The following is a 23,506-nucleotide window of genomic DNA, read 5'->3' as shown; positions in this document are numbered from 1 at the left end:
GGCGCTAAGGCGGGGCTGTCGCCGGACAATTAGCATTCACTGCCAACAGCCTTGCAACCGTCACCAGTTGCAAGGCTCGGCGGCGGGTCGACAAATCACATGAAATCGTCGTCGGACCCGCTATCGCTGCTGTCGCTATCCTCGGTTTTGTGGAGATAGAGTGGAGGTTTGCCTGCACGCTGCCACTCACCGGCACTGTTCTTCGTCCATTTGTCGGGATGCTGCGTAGGGTCAAGCACCAGGTCGCCATGATCCACTTCAACAAACCCCATCGTCTGCGCGCGCGCTTGTGCTTCCGGATTAGCCGCACGCCAATTCAGCAACGGTCGGTCGCCGTCTATCCGAAGTTGATGCTCCAGCAGAATATCGCCCGCATTTTCGACGAGCGGATGGGCGACTTGAAGATCCACTATGGAAGTGACCTCAGTTCGACCAGGAAATTGTTCCCGCCAACTTTCCGATTCGAACTCGTTCATGCTGAATCCGCCTTCCATTCTCAGCAGTCCGGCACTCCGGTCTCCCAATTGGTAACTGAAATATCGCGCGTGCTCCGTATCTCGACGGATGCCATATTGCTGAGCAACGTCCGCGGTGCGCCTGGCTCGTGACGATACGAACTCCGAATACTCTTGAGGATTGTCGGCGATGTGCGTGATTTCATCACCATGAAATTGCCTCACCTGTCTCCTGAAGGAAGTCCTGTTGATCTCCACCACAGGAGGTCGGGAATTGAGGGAGTATGCTTGGGGAGCCGCCGATGATGAGGCGCCGCTACCTTCCGATCCGGATAAGTGCATTCGGGCAAATGTGTCCGCGAACCCTTCGCTTCCTGCATCCGATTGCTCGCCGGCATTATGCGCGCGGTAACTATCGGATGAGCCACCAATTCGACCATACATGACGATTCGTACTCCTATGTTTCGCAACCGAGCTCAAGTTAGCACGGCTGTTCAACATAGGGCGCTTAGTTGACGACTAGCTGACGAGGGCATTCCAACGGCTGCACCAATCAAATCCGCACTGCCGGCCTCAAAACCTCGGACTGCGCCACGCACCGGCCAGCAGAGGCTGCAAGGTCATGCCCGGAGGACTTGCCGTAGTTGCTGGGTGGCAGATCCGAGGGGAGTGATTGCCCCAGGCCCGCGGTTGCGCGGTTGGCCTGACAGAGACACTGGGGCACGGATGGCCAGCCGACATTTGCCACTAGCATGGAGCCAGGTCAGTTTTGAACTGGGCAGTCGTGGACTTCCAATGACTAGGCCAAGCCTGCGGCAAAGAATGCTTTCGCGACAGGCTGGAAATATTGCATAGGAACCGCGTGGCCGAGTTTTGTAGTGCCTATCAGCTGACGCGCTAAGACATGGTCATGGACGATCGTCAGGCGTAGTGCCCGCGCCTCGCTCAACACATGTGAAACGCGCTCACCTTCGGCACGGCAAACTAAGAACGGCACCCCGGTTTCACCGCGAACGTAACGCAGACCGATCAGGACCGCCCTTCCTGTTAAGACCAGCGTGGCGCGATGCACGCCAAGCGCAGGCTCGTCGGCCGCCTCCTCGCGGATGCGACGCTGTTCACCTTTCAACTCTGGCGCTCCTTGCTGATCCTTCGACTCGCGCGTCACTTCGGTATTGGTCATGCGCATTTCGCGCAGATACAACGCGCGCTGGAGCAGAAGATCGATCAGTCCGCCGACCAGCAGTGCGCCGGCGCCAATTCCCATCAGCAATTTTGTCTCCATAAAGATGAGGCCAACACAGCCCATGCCGCAGATCGGCAGAGGGACCATTGTCTTCCACATCCCGAGAAGGACAATGGAAAAGGTTGCGCTGAGAACCAATACCTTGAACATGGTCTTGCAGACTTCGACCATGGAACGAGCAGACCCCAAGCGCTTCAGCCCTTCAAAGGGGTCAATTTTCTTAAAGCTGAGCTTCATCGGCTCCAGAGAGAAGACAAATCCACCATTGGCTAGCAGGCTGGCCAAAATCACCGCGGCGACAAGGGTTCCAAGCAGCGGGCCAACAGCCGCGACTGTGAGTTGGACGAGCACAACCAATGCCTGCGGCACCGCGGTATCGAAAGGTAGGCTCTGCAACTTGGTGGCTAATAGGAGCGCTTCCCGGCATTTGTCCTCGATCACGCTGCCTCTTAGCCAAAGGTAGCCGAGCCCAGCGCAAGTCCCGACCGCGCGGACGAAATCGGAGCTACGTGGCAGCTGTCCTTTTTTGCGCGCTTCACTTAACTTCTTCGGGCTGGCGGCGTGTGTCTTCTCTTCACTTGTGTCGCTCATGGCAGCAATTTGTCGAACCACTCCAGCACGCCGTTGGCACGTGTGACCTCCAGTTTCATGCTCTCCACCAGATAGGCAGCGTAGGTGACCATGAGAACTGGAAAGACAATGTTCTTGATTGCCGGAGACAGTTGGCTCGCCTTAAATTGCGGGGCAAAGCGACGCAGCAGCATCATCGATATATCAATCAGTATCAGGAAGAACACGACAGGCCCCGATACCAATAATGCCGTGCGCATTATGCTGTCGAGAAGCCCCAACAACTCCATTGCTCCTGGCCCACTCAGTGTCGGGTGAAACTGATACACCGGCCAGATCAAGTAGCTGCGGTACAGGACACTGATCAAAGTTTCCAGGCCTCCTGATCCGACGAATATGGCAATCGCAGTGATCCCCAGAAAAACGCCCATCGCGGAAGCCTGACTGTTCGTCGCGGGATCGGCCGAAGCGGTCGGGCTGCTGATGCCGCGTTGGTTGTCGATAAGCTCCCCGGCAGCCTGAAGGCCCCAAAGCGGAATGCCAAGAAAAGTGCCAAGGAGTACACCGACAAAAACTTCCTTGAATCCGAGCAGGGTTAGCTGGATCAGGCGCGTATCAGGATCCAGCGCCGGCAATCCGCCGCTGACGTGTGCCAGGCATGGTAGTGCGAAGCCAACAGCCAAACAGCCCCGGATCAGCCCACTGATCTGCGAGCGTGTGAATACGGGAAAGATCAGCATGATGCCCATCGCGCGGGCTGCCCCAAGACCTGCCGCAACGACGAGTTCGAGAGCCGTCTGGATCAGAATTTGAATATCGGCCGATGGCGCGTCCATGGGGCGGACTAGTAGCTAAGTGTCATTGCGGGAAACTCGGTGAAGATCTGATCGGCTAGCTCTATGAGCGGGGCGCTTAGCACAGGAGCAAACAGCCCAATCACCGCGACAACGACCAGAAGCTTCACGGTGAGCGGCAAGCTTTCATCCTGGATCTGCGTCGCCGCCTGGAGGATGCCGATGACGAGGCCGACAACCACTGATGCAATGAGCGGCGGTAGAATCCAGATCATGAAAACCACCAGTGATTGGCTCATAAGAGTAATGATGCTGGATTCAGTGATGATCAGCCTCCCGGTAACGTATAACTCAGCACAAGCCCATGCATCAATTTTGACCAACCATCAATGGCAACAAACAAGAAGATCTTGAACGGGACAGATATAACAGTTGGTGAGACCATCGACATACCCATTGCCATCAAGATAGTTGTCACTATCAGATCTATAACAATAAAAGGCAGATAAAGTAGAAATCCTATCTCAAATCCGCGCTTCAATTCTGATAGCAAGAAAGATGGTACAAGTATTGCAAAGTCATCAGGCGTGGCTGCAGCGTGCATTTCCTCTGGCCAGACCTTTTCTGTCGAAGATAGGAAAAATCGCCGCTGCTCTTCATTTGTGAATTTCTTGAGATGCTCGCGCAAGGGCTCACTTCCGGCTTTAGCGGCGCTTACCCAGTCGTCGAATGTCTGATAGTGGAGCTTGGGATCCGACATGCGGTCATAGGTCTGCTCAGCAACGGGCGCACTAACGAACATAGTGAGGATCATCGCCGCGGCGTACAGCACCACATTGGGTGGTATGGTCTGGGTCCCGAGCGCATTGCGGACGAGGAAAAGAACAATTGATACCTTTACAAAGGCCGTTGTCGTGGCAACTGCTAAAACCAGCAGACCGAGTCCGGCGGTAACCGCAAGAAGCGCCAGGATTGTCGGCTGAGCTTCACTCATTGCATGCAAACCCGCCACGGAGCCTGATGCCCAGCTCTTCTCCGATGCGGACAATGTCGCCACGCCCGATACGCTGACCATTGGCCACTATGTCGACCGGGCCGTCGATCGGCCATCCAAGTTCAAAAATATGCCCTTCGCCGGCACTTCTTAATTCCCCAAGAGAAATAGGCCAGCGGCCGCATTCAAAGACAAGCACGATCTCGACATCGTCGAGATCCTTAGTAAGCTCCAGTTGCGATCCGGGTTGTGTCATATGCGCACTCTCCAAAGGACACGGTCGCGGGCGGAAAGGCCCCCGCAAGATTAATTCATCGCCGTCAAGATCCGCCTCGGCGCACAACTGGCCGACAGCTAGGGTGATCTGGCCGCGGCCGAACGGCGCAATATCGGGCAACAATGCATCACCGACACATGCGCTTCGAAGAAGCGCCGCAGGAAGGCGAAGCGTGCCGACCTCTCCTGCAACAATGAGCGGGAGCTCTGGAGGCAGCCCGCCCAGCTGCCGCGGCAACTGGGCAAGCAGTTCGCCTAGCGCGCGAAACGCAGGCGGTACTAAGCCGTCAAGTGGCGTGAACAGGAATAGACGGCCCTTGCCCTTGACCGCGCCGAAAATGATGTCGAGTTCAAGATGAGGAGCCAGCATCGTGGCTTCGCATACCCGCACGAGTTGCACGTTCAGACGCGTCGTCTCCTCCAGTCGAGTGACAAGCGGCTCCAGAGCGAGTTCGAGAATTAGCGAAGCAGTTGGCTCGGAAGGGAAGGCCAAGCCGTTCTGCACTGTCGTGATGAACTCCTCTACGAGCGGGCGCGACAGTGACAAGATGACCGTTTCGGCTCCCACTCTCCAGACGCAGTCAAGCATCGGAATGGCAGCAGGTTCCTGCTGCCAGACAAGCCCTGCCGTTCGCACCGATAGCGGCACCTCGTTGATCCGGCTTTGAAACGGCGTGCGCGGCGCTGCTGTATCATTGAGCCACGAGACAACCGTGTGGGACAGTTTCAGAACTGGTTCGAACATGGCGGGTGTGACCGCAGCGCCTATCAAAGACTGCACGGTCGTGTCATTCGGACGACCTCTTGCGACCGTCGGATCCGGTTGCGCGGCATTTAGGCAAGCGACCCCCTCGCATATTTCAGCAGTATCTCATCGTCGGCCTCGATCTCGGCTGCGGCCTCCGAATGAGTCTCGACGGCGCGCCGCACGTCGTCCTCGATTTGTTGCCATTTGTCCCTTGCCGCCGAACATATGACCCATAGCTCCCTCGTCCTGGACGCCGCCATCTCAGCCTCCTCTTGAGCGATTTGGGTATCATCAAGCATCTGCCGTCTGGAATTGATCTCAGCGGCAAGTTGTTCAGTGTGAAGGCGGTGACGGTCGAGCGCTGCGCTAGACAAGTTGTCGAGTGACATCAGATGCTGATAGAGCGCTGCTTCTTTTCTTGAACAATGTTGCTGTATCATTGCAAGCTCCCTAGAGGCATTTTGTACGGCTGAGGCGGCCACATCGCGCTGGGCTTCCTTCTTGGACAGCTCGCCAAGGGCACGACGCTCTTGCATTTCCTTCAGAAGCCGTAACCTCGAAGACTGAATCCAGTTTACGCGGTCAGACGCGACATCCATGCGACCGTCTCCTCGAAATCTGACGCGTCATCTTCGCTCTGGCGCAGAAACTCCCTCAGTTCGTCGATTGACGCGACAGCCCGGTCAGTCAGGGGATCTCCACCTGGCTTGTATTCGCCAACATTGATCAAGAACTCGGTCTCGGCATAGCGCGACAGGAGCTCGCGGAAAATGGATGCTGCCTTGCGATGTGTCCCCGAAACGACTGCATCCATGACGCGGCTGCGACTCTGCAGCACATCAATAGCGGGGAAATGCGATCGCGCCGCAATAGCGCGTGAGAGGATGACATGGCCATCGAGAATACCACGCGATTCCTCGGCGATTGGATCACCCGTGCCATCACCCTCTACAAGCACCGTATAGAAGGCCGTGATTGAGCCCCGCTCACCCATGCCGGCGCGCTCGAGCAGGCCTGGCAGCATGCCAAAAACGGAAGGAGGAAAGCCCCGTCGCGTCGGCGGCTCACCCGCAGCAAGGCCTATTTCGCGCATAGCGCGGCAGAAGCGCGTCAGCGAATCCAGCATGAGAGCAACGCGTAGGCCTTGATCGCGGAAATATTCCGCGAGCGCAGTCGCCATTGGAGCGCATTGCGCACGCTCTACCGCCGAGCGGTCGGATGTTTCAACCACGACGACCGTACGGAGAAGGCCCTCTTCACCAAGATTCCTTTCGATGAATTCACGAACTTCCCGTCCACGTTCGCCTATGAGCGCCACTATGACGACGTCAGCGGCGGCACCCTTTACGATCTGTGACAACAGCGTCGACTTGCCACCACCTGGCTCGCCATAAATCCCGATCCGCTGGCCCTCGCCGCACGTCAGCAGACCATCGAGGACACGGACCCCAAGCGGGAATGGCCGCTCAATCATGCGCCTCGTCATCGGATTGGGGGCTCTGCCATGCAGGGGCCGAGTTTCGACGGTCTTGATTTCGCCTTTGCCGTCCAATGGGCGGCAACGACTGTCGATCACGCGACCGAGCAAATCGCCGCCGACGGGCACCTCACGCATTCGGCCAGTGGCCACGACCTCTGCGCGGCTGGATAGGCCCACCAAGTCCCCGATCGGTGTCAGCAATACACCATCACCCGACAGGCCGATCACCTCGGCCTCGAGCGACAGCCCGGTTCGCGGGTCCTCTAGGAGGCAAAGTTCCCCAATACGAGTGTCTGGCAAGACGGCATGAACCAGTGTGCCGATAGCCCGCGTGATCCGACCGCGCACCGCACGCGTGTCAATTCGCTTGGCCGCAGCCCTCAAAGACGAGATTGCTGGAACGAGAGCTCGAGTGTCGGCGTCAGCGTTATGTTCTGGGACGGGCTTTCTCATAGCTCGCCTTTCTCACAGAGCGTCCCGAAACCAAGGCGCAGCGCGCGCATCTGGGCGTCAAGTCCAAGGTCAACATTGCCGTACTCGCTCCACAGCACGCAGCGTTGCGGCGACAATGTCGGGTCGGGCTCGATCCGCACCCTTGGTCGACCATCCTGGCCGTCGCATCGAGCAAACTCTCGTGCAAGCATGTCGACTTGCATGGGAGAAACATGAAGGCAAACGTCGGCGCCGCTGTATTGACACTCTATGGCGTGACGAACAGCCCTCACCAATAGCTCGCCCGGATCGAAAGCGCCGATAAGATCGCTCAATATTTCCATCACGAGCTGCGGCAATTCCTGCTCCAGAGCCGCCTTTCGTCGCGCGATTTCGGAGATTGTCTCCGCAATCAACCCTGCCATCTCCTCGGTGCCTGCATTCGAGCCCTCCATGTGGCCGCGCGCCCACGCCCGCTGGTAAACCGCGCGTGCCCAGTTTCGAACGCGCTGCCGATGCCGTTCTGCCGCGGCAAGGGCTTGCGCGGCGCTGTGCCAGGTTTCGAGCTCGCTCGCGGGTATCAGTGGTCCGACTGGACGCATCTGCGGCGCTATTGGCCCCTCGGAAAGTTCGACTGTCATTTCACCGGGGTCTCTGTCTCAAAATGAGCTACTACAAGTGAAAGCAATTGGCCGGCGGCGGTCCAATGCTCATGTGCTGGAGTCTCCGCGGCAGTCCCCTCGGGCAATCGAAGAAGCACGCGGTTACGCTCGGTCGCTGAACTGTCCTGGAGCCAAGCTCCAAGACATGCGTGTCCATCGTATTCGATTTGCTGAGCGAGTTTTTCTGGGTCCGAGATCAGTCTTTTGTCAACAGCATGCAGCAGGTGTCGGATTCCGAATGCGTGTGCATCCACGCCGATGCGTTTAACAAGGATGGCAAGCTCAGGCTGAGAGACAAACGCGACCAGCGAACGGGCATGCCAGATACTACCAGCAAGAAGGGCCGCTCGATATGGATCATGCCCGCGTAGAAGGTCCGGCCTGCAGCCGATGTGGTTCAGATCCACGTCATCGTTGCCCAGCAATTCTGCCAGCCTTGGATGCAGTCTGGAACACTTCTGCAACTTCACTAACGTTTCGGCCGATAACGCTGGATCAAGACGCGCCGCAAGACGGGTTGGATGGGCCGAAGCCGCAAGCTCGCTCGCGCCCGGAAAGTGCGGACCATCAGGTCGGGCGGTCTGTATAGGCATTGGCAATGAGATGTCACCCACGTCCAATTGCAGGCATTCTTTTGCGAATGGCCTCGACAGCAGAAGCATCCCGGCGCCCCTCGACCTTGGAAACGCCGGTTGATTGCTTGCGCCGACGCGTAACAACGCCGATCAAGAGATAACAGGCCACGGCGAATACGGCTGCGGCAAAACCTGTTACGGTCGCCAGAAGTGGCGCAGGAAGAGGTAGTGATGCTTGTGGCAAAACAGCAGTCGGATCGGGCCGTTGCTCGTGTGCGGACCGTTCTACCGGCACCAAAACCACTTCCACCTTATCGTAGGACAGGCCTTCGATGCTGTCGGCTACAAGCATCTTTATCTTTGGCAGCAGAGCCGCGACATTTGTTTTTGCGTCGTGCCTGATAAACACCGAGGCCGAGGATGGCGTGGCACCGGCTCGCACAAGGTCGTTATGCGGCAGCACGACGTGAACACGTACAGAAAAAACGCCATCGATATCGCTGATCGTCCGCGACAACTCTTCGCTCAGGGCATACACGTAACGGGCACGCTCTTCGGTCGGCGAGGCAATCAGGCCTGATCCTTGGAATATCTCACCGAGGTTCTTGAAGGATTGGCGCGGCAGCCCCTTGGCGTTCAGAAGGTTGATTGAGAAGGCGAGCAGCTTTTCGTCAACCTGGATCGTGCTGGTTCCATCCTTGGCGACCACCCGGATCGCGGCGACCCCGTTGTCTTCAAGAAGTGCGAGCATTTCATTTGCCTCACGCTCTTGCAATTGCGTGTAGAGGTCGGCTTTGCAAGCAGTGAGGGCGACGAGAACTGGCAGCATGACAAGTCTAACCGACCGCCACCCTGACAGGCCACGCATGATTTCGCCCTCGGCCAAGCCAATCATGCGCGCGGTTCAGCCTTCCTTCAAAAGTTTATTCACGGATGATGTGACGCCGCTGACGCCTTTGGAGATAAGCGCCACCTGGGTGACGCCGTTGTAAACATCCCGAAGACCAGCCATCATCGTTTCGAAGTCTTGCCCTTGTTGGGGAATGCCCGAGATTCCGGTTCCCGCCTCACCTGGAACGGGAAGCTTCTGCGCCGGTCCCGGTAGAGCGCCCTTCGAAAGGGCTATGTCATGGTCGAGCGCGGGGAAGGAAACAGTGTTGTGTGGATATAGGGAGGAAATCGTCTGCAACACGCGATCGCCCATGCCGCTCGTCGGCGCAGCCGCGCGCTGAACATCCATCGCCGCAGCAACTGGCGCCGCACTCGCTGGCCCCGCGGCGGCATCGTTTTTCAGCGAGTCGGCTGCATGCCCTAAGGCGCGCTCAAACTGGGCCTGCTCGACAATCGACGGTGATCCGACCCTGGGGAGGCCAGCCGTTAGAGTGGCAGAGATCGACGTGACAGGCATCATCATGTAAGGACTCGGTTGCTCTCTCTGACCGGGCGAGCCCCGCCCATTCATCACCCGGTGTCGGCGCAACACTCCTAGGGGGGCAAGCTGACAACAAGCTGACTAACGGCGGCGTCATTTCGACAATCTAAAATCTCTTCGGCAATTTAGTCACTTGTGATGATTTCAGCGTTTGGTTTATCAGTGCGACATGCCGAGAACGCTTATCCAACCCGTCACCCTGCATGTTTTGAGACTTCTTTGTGCCGGGTTTTTTCTGTCCACCGGGATTCACCCGGCGCATGCAGTCCCGCTGTCCCTTCCGGCGACACCCTATAGATACACGGTTCTGGATCAGGAGCTCGCTGCAGCGTTGCAGGAATTCGGCAACAACCTGAATATCAGGGTCAACATCAGTCCTGCGGTGAAGGGGCGAATTCGCGGACGTATGCCTGATTTGCCACCGCGCGCGTTCCTCGACCGCTTGACGAACCTTTACGGTCTACAATGGTACTATGACGGCCTTGTGCTCTATGTGTCTGCTGCACAAGAATCGCAAACTCGAATGCTTTTGATGACGTCGATTCGCTTCGATGCGTTCAAGGGGGCTCTCGACAAGCTTGATATCTCCGACGAGCGCTATGTGGTCAAACCCGTGCCAGGCAATGGCCTCGTCTTCGTTTCCGGTCCACCGCGCTTCGTCGCACTCGTGGAGCAGACCTTTAACGGCTTGGTGGCGCAGGCGCAGGCGCAGACTCACATAGCGGCAACGCCAAAGGAATCAGTGCTGATCTTGTTTCGCGGCTCCTCCACTACGGTCGTTCGCGACGGACGACCGGATGCTTCTTATTCTTCTGACATCCCACAACAGGATAGCGTTGGCGGGAAGCCTGAGCTGGGCAAGAAATGAACATTGAGGATTTCCCGCAGCTCTGAAGAACATGACTGCGGCTACCCCTTTGTGAACTCTTCGCAAACTCGTCAGTTTCTCGAAAGCTAATCCGCTCATGATGAGTCCCGGCAGCTCTCGCGGTGACTCCGGCCATTGTGTTGGACCGAACCTTGGAGCCGGCCCGGAACACAGCAATTGAAGGCAGGGCAGGCGCATTCGTGACCTGCCGACGCTTGGAATTGTCGAATTTTGTGAAACGCAAGGGATCTTCTGTCGGGGTCTCTTGTGGGGATTTCAACGTCACGTCTGAGGATGCATAATGTCGGCCAGTAATCTTTCAACTTTCTACCGCTCAAATTCGCTACAGTCCGCAAGGGGTTGGCCGGGCCTGAAAGTTTCCCATTTTGCGACCCAGCATCAGCAAAGTGCATCGTGCTTCGAAGCGATGCTGTCCACTTGTGTGCTGGCAGACAAGCCCGGCTCTTTCGCGCAAGGGGATCTGCCAGCGTCGAATCTTGATTCGACAATGGATAAATTGCGGCAGGACCCTTTGGGCCATCTGGCACCGGATGTCTTGACATTGAATGGCTTGGAGCAACACCCACTGGATCTGCTGCCGCCAAATATGAGGGCGGCTCTCAAGGAGGACCAATCGCAACGCTCCAAGGCGACTGAAGCCCAACATCTGCTCGGCGTCACTCCGAAGATCGAGCCGGCTCCCAGGCCGAGCCCCGGAATCACGTGGAACGGTGGGTCGCTGACCACGGCTGAGTTGCAGATTGTTGCGGTACTCAACCGTCACAAGGACCAATGCCCGCTTACTTGGAAGTCGTTGACCGACAAAGCCAATGATCCCTCTACGCCACCGGATCTGAAAGCGGCGATCCAGGGACTGCAGCAGGATTCGGGACTTTTTTATGCGATTGGCTCGCAGGGCGACGGCCGCTGTGGAGGCAAGATCAACGCCAAGGACTTGGCCGGATTTTCAAACCACCACCCACAAGTTGCTGCATTTCAGGAAGCCCAAGCGCGAAGCTACGAGCAGAACTACATACCATCCGACGGCAGCGGAGGTTTGCAGCCTTCGGTCATGACCTTGAGCGATGCCTTGCGGGAGTTTTACCGGTACTCCGAAAATCTGTCCAAGGACCTGAGTCTGGATGAGTTCAAGAAAATGGTCGGCGGCGAATCGAAAAACGGCAAATTTCCGCCCCAGGTCATTGCGGCGGCGCAATATTTCCTCGATCACCCCGATGCTTGGAACCAGTTGTGCGGTGGCTCGAAAGGGAAGATGCACAAAGAGGATTTCCTGCAAGTCGCCTCATCGTCGATGAGCCTCACGCAAACTGAGCTGAATACGGTCGAGATGATCAAGGACCATCAGGACACGTTCTTTGGAAGCGGTGTTCTGACTCGCGACAAACTGGCGAAAATGAAAGACGACAAGAGCCTTGATCCGAAAGTGCGGGAAGCAGCCTCTCAGCTCCTTTCAGATCCTCTTCTGTTTGGCCTCCTGAACAATTCGATCACGGGCTATAAGACCCATCATAAATTCTTCGACTTTGGCGGCGGGCATACGGTTGATTCCGGCAATATCAGCAAAAAAGACTTTGCCCATTTTTGCACAAACATGTCGTCTGCGAACCGCAACGTTCAGCAGCCAATCACCCACGGCGCCCAAACCGCAGAAGAGCAGAATGCCGTCGCGGACATGAAGATGGGCCTGATGGACCAGCCTGACATTAAGTCAGCCAAAAAGAACGGCGGGGCCGTCATGCACGTCGTCGACTCCGTGCTCAAAATCGAGACGAAAGTGCTCGACTTGGCGGCAACGGCGGTGGGACTGCTCAGCTTCATTCCGGGCCTCGGACAAGTAGCCGATCTTGCCTCGATGGTTCTCGAGGCTGAGTCGCAAGCAGCCAATCTCCTGCGTACGGCCATTAACGGAGGCGATATGAAGCGAGCGCTGGAGGAAGCTGGCCTCAATATGGCCGCGCAGGCGATCGGCCTTATCGCAGGCCCCGAGGTCAAGCTGGCCATTCGAAATGGGCTCGTAAAGCACCTGATGGAAGAGGCCTTGGCGGCAGGCATTGATCTTTCGGTCTCGACGGCGCAGGACTACGCAGAAGGCTATGTGAATAACCTCAAAGCGCGCCTTGCAGGCGGCCCTGAGCAAAGCCTAGGCCTTCCGAGCATGCCATCATTCCAGAGTGTGGCAAGCAATGTGCCCTTCGTCGGCATTGCCTTATCCTAGCCGTCGCCTTGCGCGGAAGCTTTGGCTCGCGCGCTGACATAAGGGTCATTGTGGCACAAGCAGGGGTTCATCCGCATCAACGCAGCGGTGTTCCTGACGCCATCTGGATCGGACTGTGAGGGGGATGTCCGAAGTCTGTGAAGGCTTCGGTATATGACGACTTCAGAGTTACGCTGAGCCCAGCCATCTCGAGCCGGTGCGCCGGGTCGAGGTTTTCACGGGCGCCGGCCGGCAGCGGGAATGGTCTCCGGAAGGCACGGCGCGGATGGTGGCGGAGCGGCGCAGCCGAAGGAACGGCTGTCGCGCGCCCAGGGCGGCCTCCCGAACAGCAGACGATGATCTCCTGCCTTGGGCCTATATCCTTGTGCCCACGCTCAAGGCAGTCGGCTGAAAACAGCGCTGATTTAAAACAGCATTATCCTGCACTGCACCCTCGATCCTTGCGCTCACCGATCGCTCGTCGACACGCACGCGGTCAAGTCGTTATCGGCGCTATGCCGATGGGCTTCGAGAGCAAGGTGGACGCTGAGCGGTGCGTCAGCCTCAGGGCGCGGCTGGCCAGCTTTGGGTCTCACGCTCTATGACGGCAACACCCGGCTGATCAACTTGGCCTGTTCGCGGGCTCCCGGCAGCGGCGCGGAAGCCACGGTCCGCCTTCCTCGGCTTCAGGCCAAAGATACCGCAGCATGCTCCAGAGCTATGTCTGCCGCCTCCGCCCCATCGTCGCTGGTCATGTGGAAAGGACAAGCAGGCTACGCACCCCATAATCCCGTCGGGCAGGATTCGACAGTCGACGGCGAGACATTCGCCAAACCTCACCCTTGATTCTCAGCAACGTTAAAAAAAATTCACATAATGTTCGTGAGTGTAGTCTCCTGTCAGGTGGTACATTAGCCCCAATATCTGGCGTCTTAGTCGTAGAAAGGACTGTGATCCATCTTCCATTAGCATCCATACCAGCGGATTTACAGCAAATGACGAGAGAGGTCTCATGCGGATTGATGGGGATAGAAGGGCTAGCGGCTTGCTGCATCCCGTCCGGGTTGATGCCAACCAATGTTGACACTGGTAAATCGCCTAAGGACGGCAGCGCATCTTGATCGCCTTCGAATCCTGGGCCTTTGCGCGCATGCGGATCTAACCGTCGGCGAGCTGGCCGATATTACCAGTCTGCCTCGCGAGCAGGTTCGACGCCACGTTCGGCGGCTGGGCAGAGCCAACTTTCTTTGCTGCAACGAACAACGTCCGCAGTCTTCGTACCATATGCAAGCAGGAGGCAAGGATGGCGGGCTGGCTCAATTGGTGGTCGATCTCCTGCCCCACGATGATGGCCATCATAAAAGAGACCTACAACGCCTGGAAGCAATACAAGACGCGCGGTTGAAGGGACCGCCTGCTTGATCGTGAAATAGATCAGTCCAAATGGAGCGCGACTACCATGGATAACTCCGCCGGCGGCGCCATCGCGCAGCCCGACACTTACGGGCGGCCTCACTTAGCCGCCGTCGACTCCCGCGTTCACGAACTGCTTCTAAGACAGGAGCGTCAGGAGCGGACAACTCTCAAACTGATCGCCTCCGAGAACTTTGCCTCCTCGGCGGTGTTGGAAGCGACCGGGTCGATTTTCACCAACAAGTATGCCGAGGGATACCCCGGTGCGCGCTACTACGCCGGAAACGAGATCGTCGATGAGCTTGAGACCCTCGCGATCGAGCGCCTGAAAGCGCTATTTGGCAGTGAACACGCCAACGTCCAGCCTTATTCAGGCTCGCCAGCCAACCAGGCTGTCTATCGCGCGCTTTTGAGCCCCCGTGACAAAGTCATGGGCTTGCCTTTACCCGAAGGCGGCCATCTGACTCACGGTTGGTCCGTCAATTTTTCCGGCAGCGATTATCAGCGCGTCCCGTACAGGCTGCACGAAAAGACACAGCAAATTGACTATGACCACTTGCGCGAGACCGCCAAGCGGGAACGCCCGAAGCTAATTTGGGTCGGCGGAACTGCTTATCCGCGTATTTTTGACTACGCGGCAATGGCCGAAATTGCTTCGGAGGTGAACTCGTATCTGGTGGCTGACATCGCCCACATCTGCGGCCTGGTTGTCGCAGGAGTGCATCCGAACCCCGTGTCCCATTGCGATGTGGTCACCAGCACCTCTCACAAGTCGATCCGCGGTCCCCGGGGTGGCTTCATTTTATCAAGGAATGAAGACCGTTATCAGCCCCTCCATCATCCGAAGAGCAAACACAATCTGCGCCGTGTTCCCTCTTCTGCAAGGCGGACCGCATATGAATACTATCGCCGCGCTTGCCGTCGCTTTGCAGGAAGCAGCGAACTCGTCCTTTCGTGTCTACGGTCAGCAGATCGTCCACAACGCCAAGGCTCTGGCCCAGGCGCTTCTGGAGCGAGGTTATGAACTCGTCACTGGGGGCACTGACAATCACATGCTGATCCTTGATCTTCGGGACCGGCCGCTGTCAGGCAAAGCCTATGCGGAGCGCTTATCGCGTGCAGGCATCATTGCGAATTTCAATATGGTCCCGGGCGACCGGCGGCATCCGGCGCTGACAAGCGGCATCCGCTTAGGGACACCAGCGGTGACGTCCATGGGCATGCGCGAAACGGAGATGGTGCAGATCGCCGCTTTCATCGACTCGGTCTGCCGCCAGCCCGATGACCAGGAAGTTCATGCGAGCGTACGAAGAGACGTTGCCGACTTCTGCACTGCGTTCGATGTTCCCGGCATCCGCGACCGATAAGCCACCCCAATCCAGAAACTCCTCACTAACTCCAGCACTTGAAGCGAGGGCATTTTTATGACCAGGCAGTTCGTGTTCTCTTCCGAATCCGTCGGCGCGGGACACCCCGACAAGATGGCAGACAACATCTCCGATGCCATTCTCGATGCGGTCCTGCGCACCGATCCGAAGGCGCGCGTCGCCTGTGAAGTGTTGGTGAAGACGGGGATGGTCGTTGTGGCTGGCGAGATCACCAGCCATGCCCACATCGATTACAGCCAAGTCGCCCGCGATACGATACTCGATATTGGCTACGACGATGATGCGATTGGCTTTGATGGTCGACGTTGCGCCGTCGTTCTGGCCCTCACCGAGCAGTCGCCCGACATAAGCCAGGGCGTTGATGAAGGACGAGGGCAGGATCTCGGGCAAGGGGCAGGGGATCAGGGCATCATGTTTGGATTCGCATGCAACGAGACGGATACATTGATGCCCCTGCCGATCCAACTCGCTCACCATTTGACGAAAAGACAGGCCGAGGTCCGGAAAGCGGGACAGCTTGGCTGGCTGCGTCCGGACGTGAAATCTCAAGTGTCGGTACGCTACGAAGGGCTCCGCCCGGTGGCGCTGGATACCATAGTCCTGTCAACGCAGCATGACGAAGCGGTCTCACAAGCCACGGTCCGCGAAGGCGTCATTGAGGAGATCATAAAACCGGTCCTGCCGGCCCACCTGGATACTTCGGGGATCAGATTTCTGGTCAACCCAACAGGGCGGTTCGTGGTCGGTGGGCCTGCCGGCGACTGCGGCCTCACAGGACGGAAGATCATCGTCGATTCCTACGGTGGGACCGGGCGTCACGGCGGCGGTGCCTTTTCGGGCAAGGACCCATCCAAGGTTGACCGCTCGGCGGCCTATGCCGCCCGGTATGTCGCGAAGAACATCGTTGCCAGCGGCCTTGCAGAGGTCTGCGAGGTTCAGCTTGCCTACGCGATCGGCGTGGCCAGTCCGGTTTCTGTCATGGTCAATACCTTCGGAACCGCAAGGATCGAGGAAAAAAGGATCGAGCGCCTTGTTCTCGAGGTTTTCAATCTCCGACCGAAAGGCATCATCAAGATGCTTGATCTCTTACGGCCGATATACCGCAAGACGGCGACATACGGACACTTCGGGCGTGAAGAGCCTGAGTTCACTTGGGAGAAGACGGACAAAGCTGACGATTTGCTGCGTGAAGCCGGACCGGCAGCTGCGTGAGGGCGGCTGGATCAAGCGCATGCGGCAACCCATTTCAACTCGCGAGACCACGCCCGGCCGGCGTGGCAAGAAGCCGGCTCGGGTTTTGGCGGAGATTTTGATGCCGGATTATGACGTGCTTTGCATCGGCAATGCCATTGTCGACATCATCGCCCAGTGCGACGAGGAATTCCTCGAGACCAACGGCATCATCAAGGGCGCGATGAACCTCATCGACACACAACGCGCCGAACTGCTCTACAGCCGCATGGGTCCGGCGATCGAAGCGTCCGGCGGCAGCGCCGGCAACACGGCGGCCGGCGTCGCCAGCTTTGGCGGCCGCGCGGCCTTCTTCGGCAAGGTCTCCAACGATGCGCTGGGCGAAATCTACGCCCACGACATCCATGCGCAGGGCGTCGCCTTCGGCACCACGCCGCTCAAGGGTGAGCCGCCGACGGCGCGCTCGATGATCTTCGTCACGCCCGACGGCGAGCGCTCGATGAACACCTATCTCGGCGCCTGCGTCGAGCTTGGCCCTGAGGATGTCGAAGCCGACAAGGCGTCCGGCGCCAAGGTCACCTATTTCGAAGGCTATCTGTGGGACCCGCCGCGCGCCAAGGAGGCAATCCGCCAGACGGCGAAGCTGGCGCACGCGGCAGGCCGAGAAGTGTCGATGACGCTATCGGATTCGTTCTGCGTCGACCGCTACCGCGACGAATTCCTCGACCTGATGCGCTCGGGCACGGTCGACATCGTCTTTGCCAACAGCCACGAGATCAAGTCGCTCTACCAGACATCGTCGTTCGACGAGGCGCTGGCCCAGATCCGCAAGGATTGCCGGATCGCCGCCGTCACCCGCTCGGAAAAAGGCTCGGTGATCGTGCGCGGCGACGAGACCGTGGTGATCAAGGCGACCGCCATCAAGGAACTGGTCGACACGACGGGCGCCGGCGATCTCTATGCCGCCGGCTTCCTGCATGGCTACACGCAAGGCCGCGACCTGCAGACTTGCGGCGACCTTGGCTCACTGGCAGCCGGATTGGTGATCCAGCAGATCGGCCCCAGGCCCCGTCAGAATTTGCGCCGCGAGGCCGAGCAGGCGGGGCTGACCATTCCGGACGTTCAAACGAGTTAGTGGCCTACCTTCCCGTTGTGCAGGCTATCTCGCCAGAAGCGCAATCACGGAATAGGGAAATCCTGATGTCGAACATGATGAAGGCGCTTGTGAAGGCCAAGGCCGAACCGGGCATCTGGATGGAAGAGGTGCCGGTGCCGGAAATCGGCCCCAACGACGTGCTGATCAAGATCAAGAAGACGGCGATCTGCGGCACCGACGTGCACATCTACAATTGGGACCAGTGGGCGCAGAAGACGGTGCCGGTGCCGATGGTGACGGGCCATGAGTTCGTCGGCACCGTTGCCGATTTCGGCGCAGCGGTCACCGAATACAAGGTCGGCCAGCGTGTATTGGGCGAAGGCCACATCGTCTGCGGCCATTGCCGCAACTGTCGCGCCGGGCGAGGGCATCTGTGCCGCAACACACTCGGCGTCGGCGTCAACCGTCCAGGCGCCTTCGGCGAGTATCTGGCGATCCCGCAGCACAATGTCGTGCCGATCCCCGACGATGTGCCCGATGAGATTGCCGCGATCTTCGATCCCTTGGGCAATGCCGTCCACACCGCATTGTCCTTCGATCTGGTCGGCGAGGACGTGCTGGTGACTGGCGCCGGGCCGATCGGCATCATGGGCGCGCTCGTCGCCCAATGCGTCGGCGCGCGCAAAGTGGTCATCACTGACATCAACCCGGTGCGGCTGGCGCTAGCCAAGAAACTCGGCGTCCAGCATGTCGTCGACGCCTCGAAGGAGAAGCTGCGCGACGTCATGCCGGTGCTCGGCATGACCGAGGGGTTCGACGTCGGGCTCGAAATGTCAGGCGCCGCCCCCGCTTTCCGCGACATGATCGACACCATGAACAATGGCGGCAAGATCGCCATTCTGGGCATCGCGCCGACCGGCTTCGAGATCGACTGGAACAAGGTCATCTTCAAGATGCTGCATCTCAAAGGCATCTACGGCCGCGAGATGTTCGAAACCTGGTACAAGATGATCGCGCTTGTGCAGGGTCCGCTGGATGTCTCCGGCCTGATCACCCACCGCATCGGCATCGACGATTTTCAGATCGGTTTCGATGCGATGAAGAGCGGCAGTTCCGGCAAGGTGGTGATGGACTGGTAGGGATTGCCTTGGCCGCTATTCAGGAAAAGCTGACGACAGCACCTCTGGTCCGCCGGACATTTTCCAACTAGGGGAACATGGCTGGGTGGAGAGCTATGGCTCCGCTACGTGCGCTCGCTAATCATACACGGCGACGTATCGCGGCCCACCCGGTGACGGTCGATGGGGCAATTCGCTTCAGTCGATGACGGAAACCCGGTGAACCGATGCTGAGGCCCCGACGCGATCGTCTATTTCCTATGATCTGCGATTGAGGTCGAGGTGTTGCCGCTTTCAGCGGGTAAAATGCGATAGACGACTTCCGGTACCCTTCCGGTCAGCGAAAAGGAAGGCAACGAGCCGCATTGCCTCAAGCAAAATGTTACCAATAGTGTCCTGTTCCAAAGGGGATGGACAGGTCGTGCCATTCCGGTTCGGGGGAAGGATGGCGCGGCTCAGCATGGCGACACGGTGAAGCGGCGATCGTGGAGCTTTATTGCGGCGTTGACAAGCGGCGCATTCTGGATGAGTTCGAGGCGGTAACCGGCTATTATTCGCAAGCGCGCGATCCGTCTTATGAACCGTCGTGAGCAGAGGCCGTCTGCGGGCAAGAGCCGCAGCCGCTGTTACGGCAGCGATGTCCGCGACGCGCTCATCGTGTTGTGGGAGGATTCGGAGCGGCTGGGTCCGCATCGACGCTCGCGGCGGCCAGCGCCGCCGGGCAGGAATGAGTTCGCAGTTCGCCGCTCGGTGCCAGCCCGCACCTTCGGCGATTGGAAAGATCCGCCGCCCGGCTTTGTTGAGCGCATTCGGGCACGTCTTCGTCAGGGAGCTTCGTGCAGACGATGGTGCTGACCGGATTGCCGCCGGCTGGACCGATTGCATTCCGCTCCGCACGCGCGACAGCGGCAATGTGATCATGGCGATCAAGCAGGCCCGCTCCCGGTTTCGCTGACCCTGTGCTGCTGTTTGCCGGCATCCGCCCGCACAGGAAGAGCTTGTAAAAGCGGTCGGTGCGGAAATCGAGGAGCCGTTGGTCGTCGATCTTCAGCCTGAACGCGGTCGTTTGCTGGTGCCGCAAATCGGCTGTTGCATGTACATCCCTGTCAGACGTCAGTTTTCCTCGCCTATTTTGGTGTCGAGCGCGAAGTGCTCCAACCAGATTGCAAGGCTTTTTGGAAATGAGAGCGGCTTTGCGCAGGGCGCTCCGTTGTTGAGCATTCAAGCTACCAAGCCAATGACGCGCAGGTTCCACCAGGCTCGCCAGCCTTGAAGGACAGCGAAAAAAGCAGAGCACGACAGACACAACAGTGCATCAGGACGCCGCAGTCGTTGAAGATGGTGCGCTGCATCCATACCGTGGATGCATTCGATCCAAATAATCGATTTGTTCAATCAGTTTCTCGAAAGCTAACCCTACCCTCTGTGGGAATCGGGCTCTGAGCCGCGACGCTGCCTTGCGAGCGCAGGGGCTGCACGTAGGAGAGATGATGCAACGAGAAATCGCACGCGGGTTGCTGGCCTCGTGGGTTCGCCGACCGGCGTATTTGAGCCCGTCAGTTGGTCCTCACCCGCGCCTATTGCCACCGAGCGACTTGCATGTCCCTCCGACTCGGACCAGTTCCGAGAGCTGCGACGAGTTGCGCGCCGTGTGCTCCGATCAGATGGCCGCCGGTGACGCGTTCGATGGGCCGTCCCTCTTCGAGAGGAGATGAAATGCGAACGCTGCTCGTGGATCATCATGCGGATCTTGCGCGCGCCATGCGACTTGCGCTCGGGGATGGCGGCTTCGTCGTTGATGTCGTTGGTACTCTGGAACTGGCTTCGAGTGCATTTTCTTGCGCCAGCTATGAAATTCTCCTGCTGGAATTGGCTCTGCCAGATGGCGATGGCTTGGGTTGGCTGAGGCAGTTGAGGACCCACGGGCATTCAGTTCCTGCCGTCATTATGAGCAGCCTTAACGATCTCGATAAGCGAATTGCGATCTTCAACGGTGGTGCGGACGACTTTCTGCTCAAACCCATCTCTACCGATGAGCTTATTGCCAGAATGAGAGCCATTCTGCGCCGGGCGACACAGATGACCGACCTGAGGCTCGTATTTGGCAATCTCGACTTTGATCCGGTCGCCCGCCAGGTTTTCGTTGATGGGCACCCAATGATGATCGCACGTCGCGAACTCTGTATTCTAGAGCACCTGCTTAACCGGGCAGGCCGCATCGTGCCCCGTGCGCAATTGGAAGATCACCTCTATTCATTCAACGACGACGTGTCTGCCAACGCGCTTGAAGTCGGAATTTATCGTTTACGGGGACATCTGACCAGATCAGGTGCAACGCCACGGATCAAGACCATCCGAGGCATTGGTTACATCCTAGAATTGACTGACGCCTCGTCCGCATAGTTTGTCGAATCGAAAGAAGATCTATTTTGCTGATCCTTCAACATCCTTGCCATGCGCTCAATTGGCGGGCGATCGCCAACAAGGTTACAAGACCTGCAGTTCCCCGTTACCTGGGCCATCTCCTCTGCGCGCTTATTGTGACTTTCCCACTTGGTGTCGCGGCGCAAAACAAGCAGGACAAAGGCCCGCCGCATGCGGCTTCGAATAGCATCAACGCCACGCTGACCCTTTCCTCTTCGCTCGGGGAGACCGTTCATCTGCCCGCGCCAGCCACGACCATCTTTGTTGCTGACCCCACGATCGCGGATTTTCAGGCGCCATCGAGCAAAACAATCTTCGTCTTTGGCAAGAAATCGGGGCGGACCAGCCTATTCGCCTTGGATGGCAATGGCGAGCCTCTCGCCGAATTGCGTATCGTTGTCACGCAACCGATCGGGGATTTACGCGCCATGTTGCGGGAGCAGGTCGGCGACTATCCCATCCGCGTCAACTATACGCCGCGCGGCGCAATCCTTAGCGGGACGGCGCCCGACGCAGAGGTCGCCGACACCGCAAAAAGAGTCACTGAGCAATATCTGGGCGACGGAGCGCAAGTCGTCAACAACATCAAGGTCGCTGGATCCCTGCAAGTTAACCTCAGCGTGCGCGTAGCCGAAGTCTCACGCAGCGCCATGAAGTCACTCGGCGTCAACTTGTCCGCCTTCGGTCAAATCGGCAATTTCAAAGTGGGCGTTCTAAGCGGAAGCGCTGCAAGCGCTGGGTCTGGTTCAACCCAGGGTGGCGGTACAGCAGAAATCGGATTCGACAACGGTGCCGTCAACGTCAGCGCGGTTCTCGACGCGCTCGCCAAGGAGCATATAGCTTCCGTCCTGGCTGAGCCGAACCTCACCGCTATGTCGGGTGAAAAGGCCAGCTTTCTCGCGGGCGGCGAATTTCCCATTCCTGTCCTGCAGGAAAACAGGCAGGTATCGGTTGAATTCCGTCACTTCGGCGTCAGTCTGGAATTTGTGCCGACAGTTCTCAGCAACAATCAAATCAACATTCACGTAACGCCCGAAGTCAGTGAACTGTCGACGCAAGGTGCCGTGCAAATCAACGGAATTTCCGTGCCGGCAGTTTCCACGCGCCGAGCCGATACGGTCGTCGAACTCGCCAGCGGCCAGAGCTTCGCAATCGGCGGTCTAATCAGGCGGAACGTCAACAATGATGTCAGGGCCTTTCCCTGGCTCGGAGAACTGCCGATCCTGGGACCGCTTTTTCGCTCGACCTCGTTTCAAAAAGAGGAGTCAGAACTGGTCATTCTAGTTACGCCTTACATTGTAAGACCAGGCTCCAACCCAAACCAGATGAGCGCACCGACCGAGCGGGCGGCACCGGCTTTGAACGGAGGGGGCGCTCCGACGAATTCCGTGACAAGTCCCCCGCGAGACCGCGCTGCTATCCGTGCGGGCGCGCCAAGCGCCCAGGGCGGTCTCGGCTTCATCATCGAATAGTGTCATCCAAAGATGTTGCGTTTTATAATCCTCTTTGTCGCTCTGGCACCAAGCGTAAGTGGCTGCACAAGCACTACGCCAGTTGATGTCGAACCATCGGCACCAATGCTTGTCCGAGAGGAGACCACCGTCCTGACGTTGCAAAGCCTGCGCGCTTCCGAACGGCAGCGTTTGCGTGTTTTCCTAGACAAGGCCAGTCGCGGCCGGTTCGATGCCATCCACCTCCTCATCAGCGGTTCGCCCCAGCTCAGCGCAGGGGTAGCCCATCAGGCCAGGCAGTTGGCAATCGAAGAAGACAACATTCAATTGCGCGATCAACACGACGCCGGCTCAGTGCGAATTGAGGCGATTGTCTATCACGCCCGTCCGCCGGTCTGTCCCTCATATGGTGCCTTACCCAATGAAGAATCCTTCAAACAGCCGCTTGGTTGTTCGACAGGACATAACCTGGCCGTGATGGTCAACGATCCGCGCGATCTGCTCGACAATCAGGCCGTCAAGGCCGGCGATGGCGATCGTGCTTCTGTACCAGTTGCAACTTACAGAACATTCGGGACGGATAAAGGTGGCTGATACCGCCCTTATCTCGGCAGCACTCCTACCGGAGATTGAAAGCTTCCAATCGCGTCCTGATCTAAAATAAAAGGAACCGCTGG

The 23,506-nt window shown here is 58.2% G+C and carries 21 protein-coding genes and 2 pseudogenes; 10 read left to right on the top strand and 13 right to left on the bottom strand.

Annotated elements, in window-relative coordinates; translation table 11 throughout:
- Positions 1 to 95 precede the first annotated feature (95 nt).
- From EN869_RS07090 to EN869_RS07035, 12 genes are all read right to left on the bottom strand, one after another.
- Positions 96 to 899, bottom strand: a complete 804-nt coding sequence (locus EN869_RS07090) for a hypothetical protein (protein ID WP_024505378.1) — start codon at positions 897 to 899, stop codon at positions 96 to 98.
- Between the two features lie 356 nt (positions 900 to 1,255).
- Positions 1,256 to 2,293 (bottom strand): EscU/YscU/HrcU family type III secretion system export apparatus switch protein, encoded by a 1,038-nt coding sequence (locus EN869_RS07085; RefSeq protein ID WP_024505377.1) that lies wholly within the window; start codon positions 2,291 to 2,293, stop codon positions 1,256 to 1,258.
- Positions 2,290 to 3,108: a type III secretion system export apparatus subunit SctT gene (gene sctT / locus EN869_RS07080; protein WP_024505376.1), complete on the bottom strand. Its 819-nt coding sequence runs from the start codon at positions 3,106 to 3,108 to the stop codon at positions 2,290 to 2,292. Before sctT ends, EN869_RS07085 begins: the two co-directional genes overlap by 4 nt.
- Positions 3,109 to 3,116: 8 nt before the next feature.
- The gene (locus EN869_RS07075; RefSeq protein ID WP_024505375.1) at positions 3,117 to 3,392 is read right to left on the bottom strand and encodes an EscS/YscS/HrcS family type III secretion system export apparatus protein; all 276 of its coding nucleotides are present in this window, start codon (positions 3,390 to 3,392) and stop codon (positions 3,117 to 3,119) included.
- Between the two features lie 2 nt (positions 3,393 to 3,394).
- Positions 3,395 to 4,060: a type III secretion system export apparatus subunit SctR gene (gene sctR, locus EN869_RS07070; protein ID WP_029354851.1), complete on the bottom strand. Its 666-nt coding sequence runs from the start codon at positions 4,058 to 4,060 to the stop codon at positions 3,395 to 3,397.
- Positions 4,053 to 5,081: a type III secretion system cytoplasmic ring protein SctQ gene (gene sctQ / locus EN869_RS07065; protein WP_095769044.1), complete on the bottom strand. Its 1,029-nt coding sequence runs from the start codon at positions 5,079 to 5,081 to the stop codon at positions 4,053 to 4,055. The genes sctR and sctQ overlap by 8 nt, the downstream gene beginning before the upstream one ends.
- Before the next feature lie 89 nt (positions 5,082 to 5,170).
- Positions 5,171 to 5,683 (bottom strand): hypothetical protein, encoded by a 513-nt coding sequence (locus EN869_RS07060; protein WP_032899688.1) that lies wholly within the window; start codon positions 5,681 to 5,683, stop codon positions 5,171 to 5,173.
- Positions 5,659 to 7,017 (bottom strand): type III secretion system ATPase SctN, encoded by a 1,359-nt coding sequence (gene sctN, locus EN869_RS07055; RefSeq protein ID WP_024505372.1) that lies wholly within the window; start codon positions 7,015 to 7,017, stop codon positions 5,659 to 5,661. Before sctN ends, EN869_RS07060 begins: the two co-directional genes overlap by 25 nt.
- Positions 7,014 to 7,637, bottom strand: a complete 624-nt coding sequence (gene sctL / locus EN869_RS07050; RefSeq protein ID WP_024505371.1) for a type III secretion system stator protein SctL — start codon at positions 7,635 to 7,637, stop codon at positions 7,014 to 7,016. The genes sctN and sctL overlap by 4 nt, the downstream gene beginning before the upstream one ends.
- Positions 7,634 to 8,320 (bottom strand): nodulation protein NolU, encoded by a 687-nt coding sequence (locus tag EN869_RS07045; protein WP_269470858.1) that lies wholly within the window; start codon positions 8,318 to 8,320, stop codon positions 7,634 to 7,636. Before EN869_RS07045 ends, sctL begins: the two co-directional genes overlap by 4 nt.
- Positions 8,265 to 9,128 (bottom strand): type III secretion inner membrane ring lipoprotein SctJ, encoded by an 864-nt coding sequence (gene sctJ, locus EN869_RS07040; RefSeq protein WP_024505369.1) that lies wholly within the window; start codon positions 9,126 to 9,128, stop codon positions 8,265 to 8,267. The genes EN869_RS07045 and sctJ overlap by 56 nt, the downstream gene beginning before the upstream one ends.
- Positions 9,129 to 9,137: 9 nt before the next feature.
- The gene (locus EN869_RS07035; protein WP_024505368.1) at positions 9,138 to 9,647 is read right to left on the bottom strand and encodes a nodulation protein NolB; all 510 of its coding nucleotides are present in this window, start codon (positions 9,645 to 9,647) and stop codon (positions 9,138 to 9,140) included.
- A gap of 187 nt (positions 9,648 to 9,834) precedes the next feature.
- Here EN869_RS07035 and EN869_RS07030 point away from each other — a divergent pair, with 187 nt between their 5' ends.
- Positions 9,835 to 10,533: a secretin N-terminal domain-containing protein gene (locus tag EN869_RS07030; RefSeq protein WP_024505367.1), complete on the top strand. Its 699-nt coding sequence runs from the start codon at positions 9,835 to 9,837 to the stop codon at positions 10,531 to 10,533.
- A 301-nt stretch (positions 10,534 to 10,834) separates the two neighbouring features.
- Positions 10,835 to 12,769 carry an HrpF/NolX family T3SS translocon protein gene (locus EN869_RS07025; protein ID WP_024505366.1) on the top strand — a complete coding sequence of 645 codons (1,935 nt, stop codon included), beginning with the start codon at positions 10,835 to 10,837 and terminating at the stop codon, positions 12,767 to 12,769.
- A 1,137-nt stretch (positions 12,770 to 13,906) separates the two neighbouring features.
- On the opposite strand, the gene EN869_RS34320 is transcribed toward EN869_RS07025, so the two are convergent.
- Positions 13,907 to 14,107: a hypothetical protein gene (locus tag EN869_RS34320; RefSeq protein WP_024505365.1), complete on the bottom strand. Its 201-nt coding sequence runs from the start codon at positions 14,105 to 14,107 to the stop codon at positions 13,907 to 13,909.
- Between the two features lie 100 nt (positions 14,108 to 14,207).
- On the opposite strand from EN869_RS34320, the pseudogene glyA reads away from it, so the two are divergent.
- The 8 genes and pseudogenes from glyA (at position 14,208) to EN869_RS06975 (ending at position 23,423) form a co-directional block, all read left to right on the top strand.
- A pseudogene (glyA, locus tag EN869_RS07010) lies at positions 14,208 to 15,528 on the top strand (serine hydroxymethyltransferase).
- A 57-nt stretch (positions 15,529 to 15,585) separates the two neighbouring features.
- The gene (gene metK / locus EN869_RS07005) at positions 15,586 to 16,761 is read left to right on the top strand and encodes a methionine adenosyltransferase (RefSeq protein ID WP_063169265.1); all 1,176 of its coding nucleotides are present in this window, start codon (positions 15,586 to 15,588) and stop codon (positions 16,759 to 16,761) included.
- Positions 16,762 to 16,861: 100 nt separating this feature from the next.
- A complete protein-coding gene (locus tag EN869_RS07000) occupies positions 16,862 to 17,875 on the top strand; it encodes an adenosine kinase (RefSeq protein ID WP_126063919.1) in 1,014 nt (337 codons plus the stop codon).
- A 65-nt stretch (positions 17,876 to 17,940) separates the two neighbouring features.
- On the top strand, positions 17,941 to 18,975 hold the full coding sequence (gene tdh / locus EN869_RS06995; RefSeq protein WP_126063920.1) for an L-threonine 3-dehydrogenase: 1,035 nt from the start codon (positions 17,941 to 17,943) through the stop codon (positions 18,973 to 18,975).
- A 714-nt stretch (positions 18,976 to 19,689) separates the two neighbouring features.
- Positions 19,690 to 19,858 (top strand): annotated as a pseudogene (locus EN869_RS35000) (transposase); the annotation flags it as partial.
- 812 nt (positions 19,859 to 20,670) lie between these two features.
- On the top strand, positions 20,671 to 21,357 hold the full coding sequence (locus tag EN869_RS06985; protein WP_024505585.1) for a response regulator transcription factor: 687 nt from the start codon (positions 20,671 to 20,673) through the stop codon (positions 21,355 to 21,357).
- Between the two features lie 71 nt (positions 21,358 to 21,428).
- Complete coding sequence (locus EN869_RS06980; RefSeq protein WP_050580548.1) at positions 21,429 to 22,850, top strand: type II and III secretion system protein family protein; 1,422 nt, start codon at positions 21,429 to 21,431, stop codon at positions 22,848 to 22,850.
- 12 nt (positions 22,851 to 22,862) lie between these two features.
- A complete protein-coding gene (locus tag EN869_RS06975; RefSeq protein WP_063169261.1) occupies positions 22,863 to 23,423 on the top strand; it encodes a CpaD family pilus assembly lipoprotein in 561 nt (186 codons plus the stop codon).
- The last annotated feature ends 83 nt before the right edge of the window (positions 23,424 to 23,506 follow it).

Source organism: Mesorhizobium sp. M2D.F.Ca.ET.226.01.1.1 (assembly GCF_004022705.2).
In the GTDB taxonomy this organism is placed as follows: Bacteria; Pseudomonadota; Alphaproteobacteria; order Rhizobiales; family Rhizobiaceae; genus Mesorhizobium.
The sequence above is the reverse complement of the archived record's forward strand: the minus strand, read 5'-3'. Positions and strand labels throughout refer to the sequence as shown.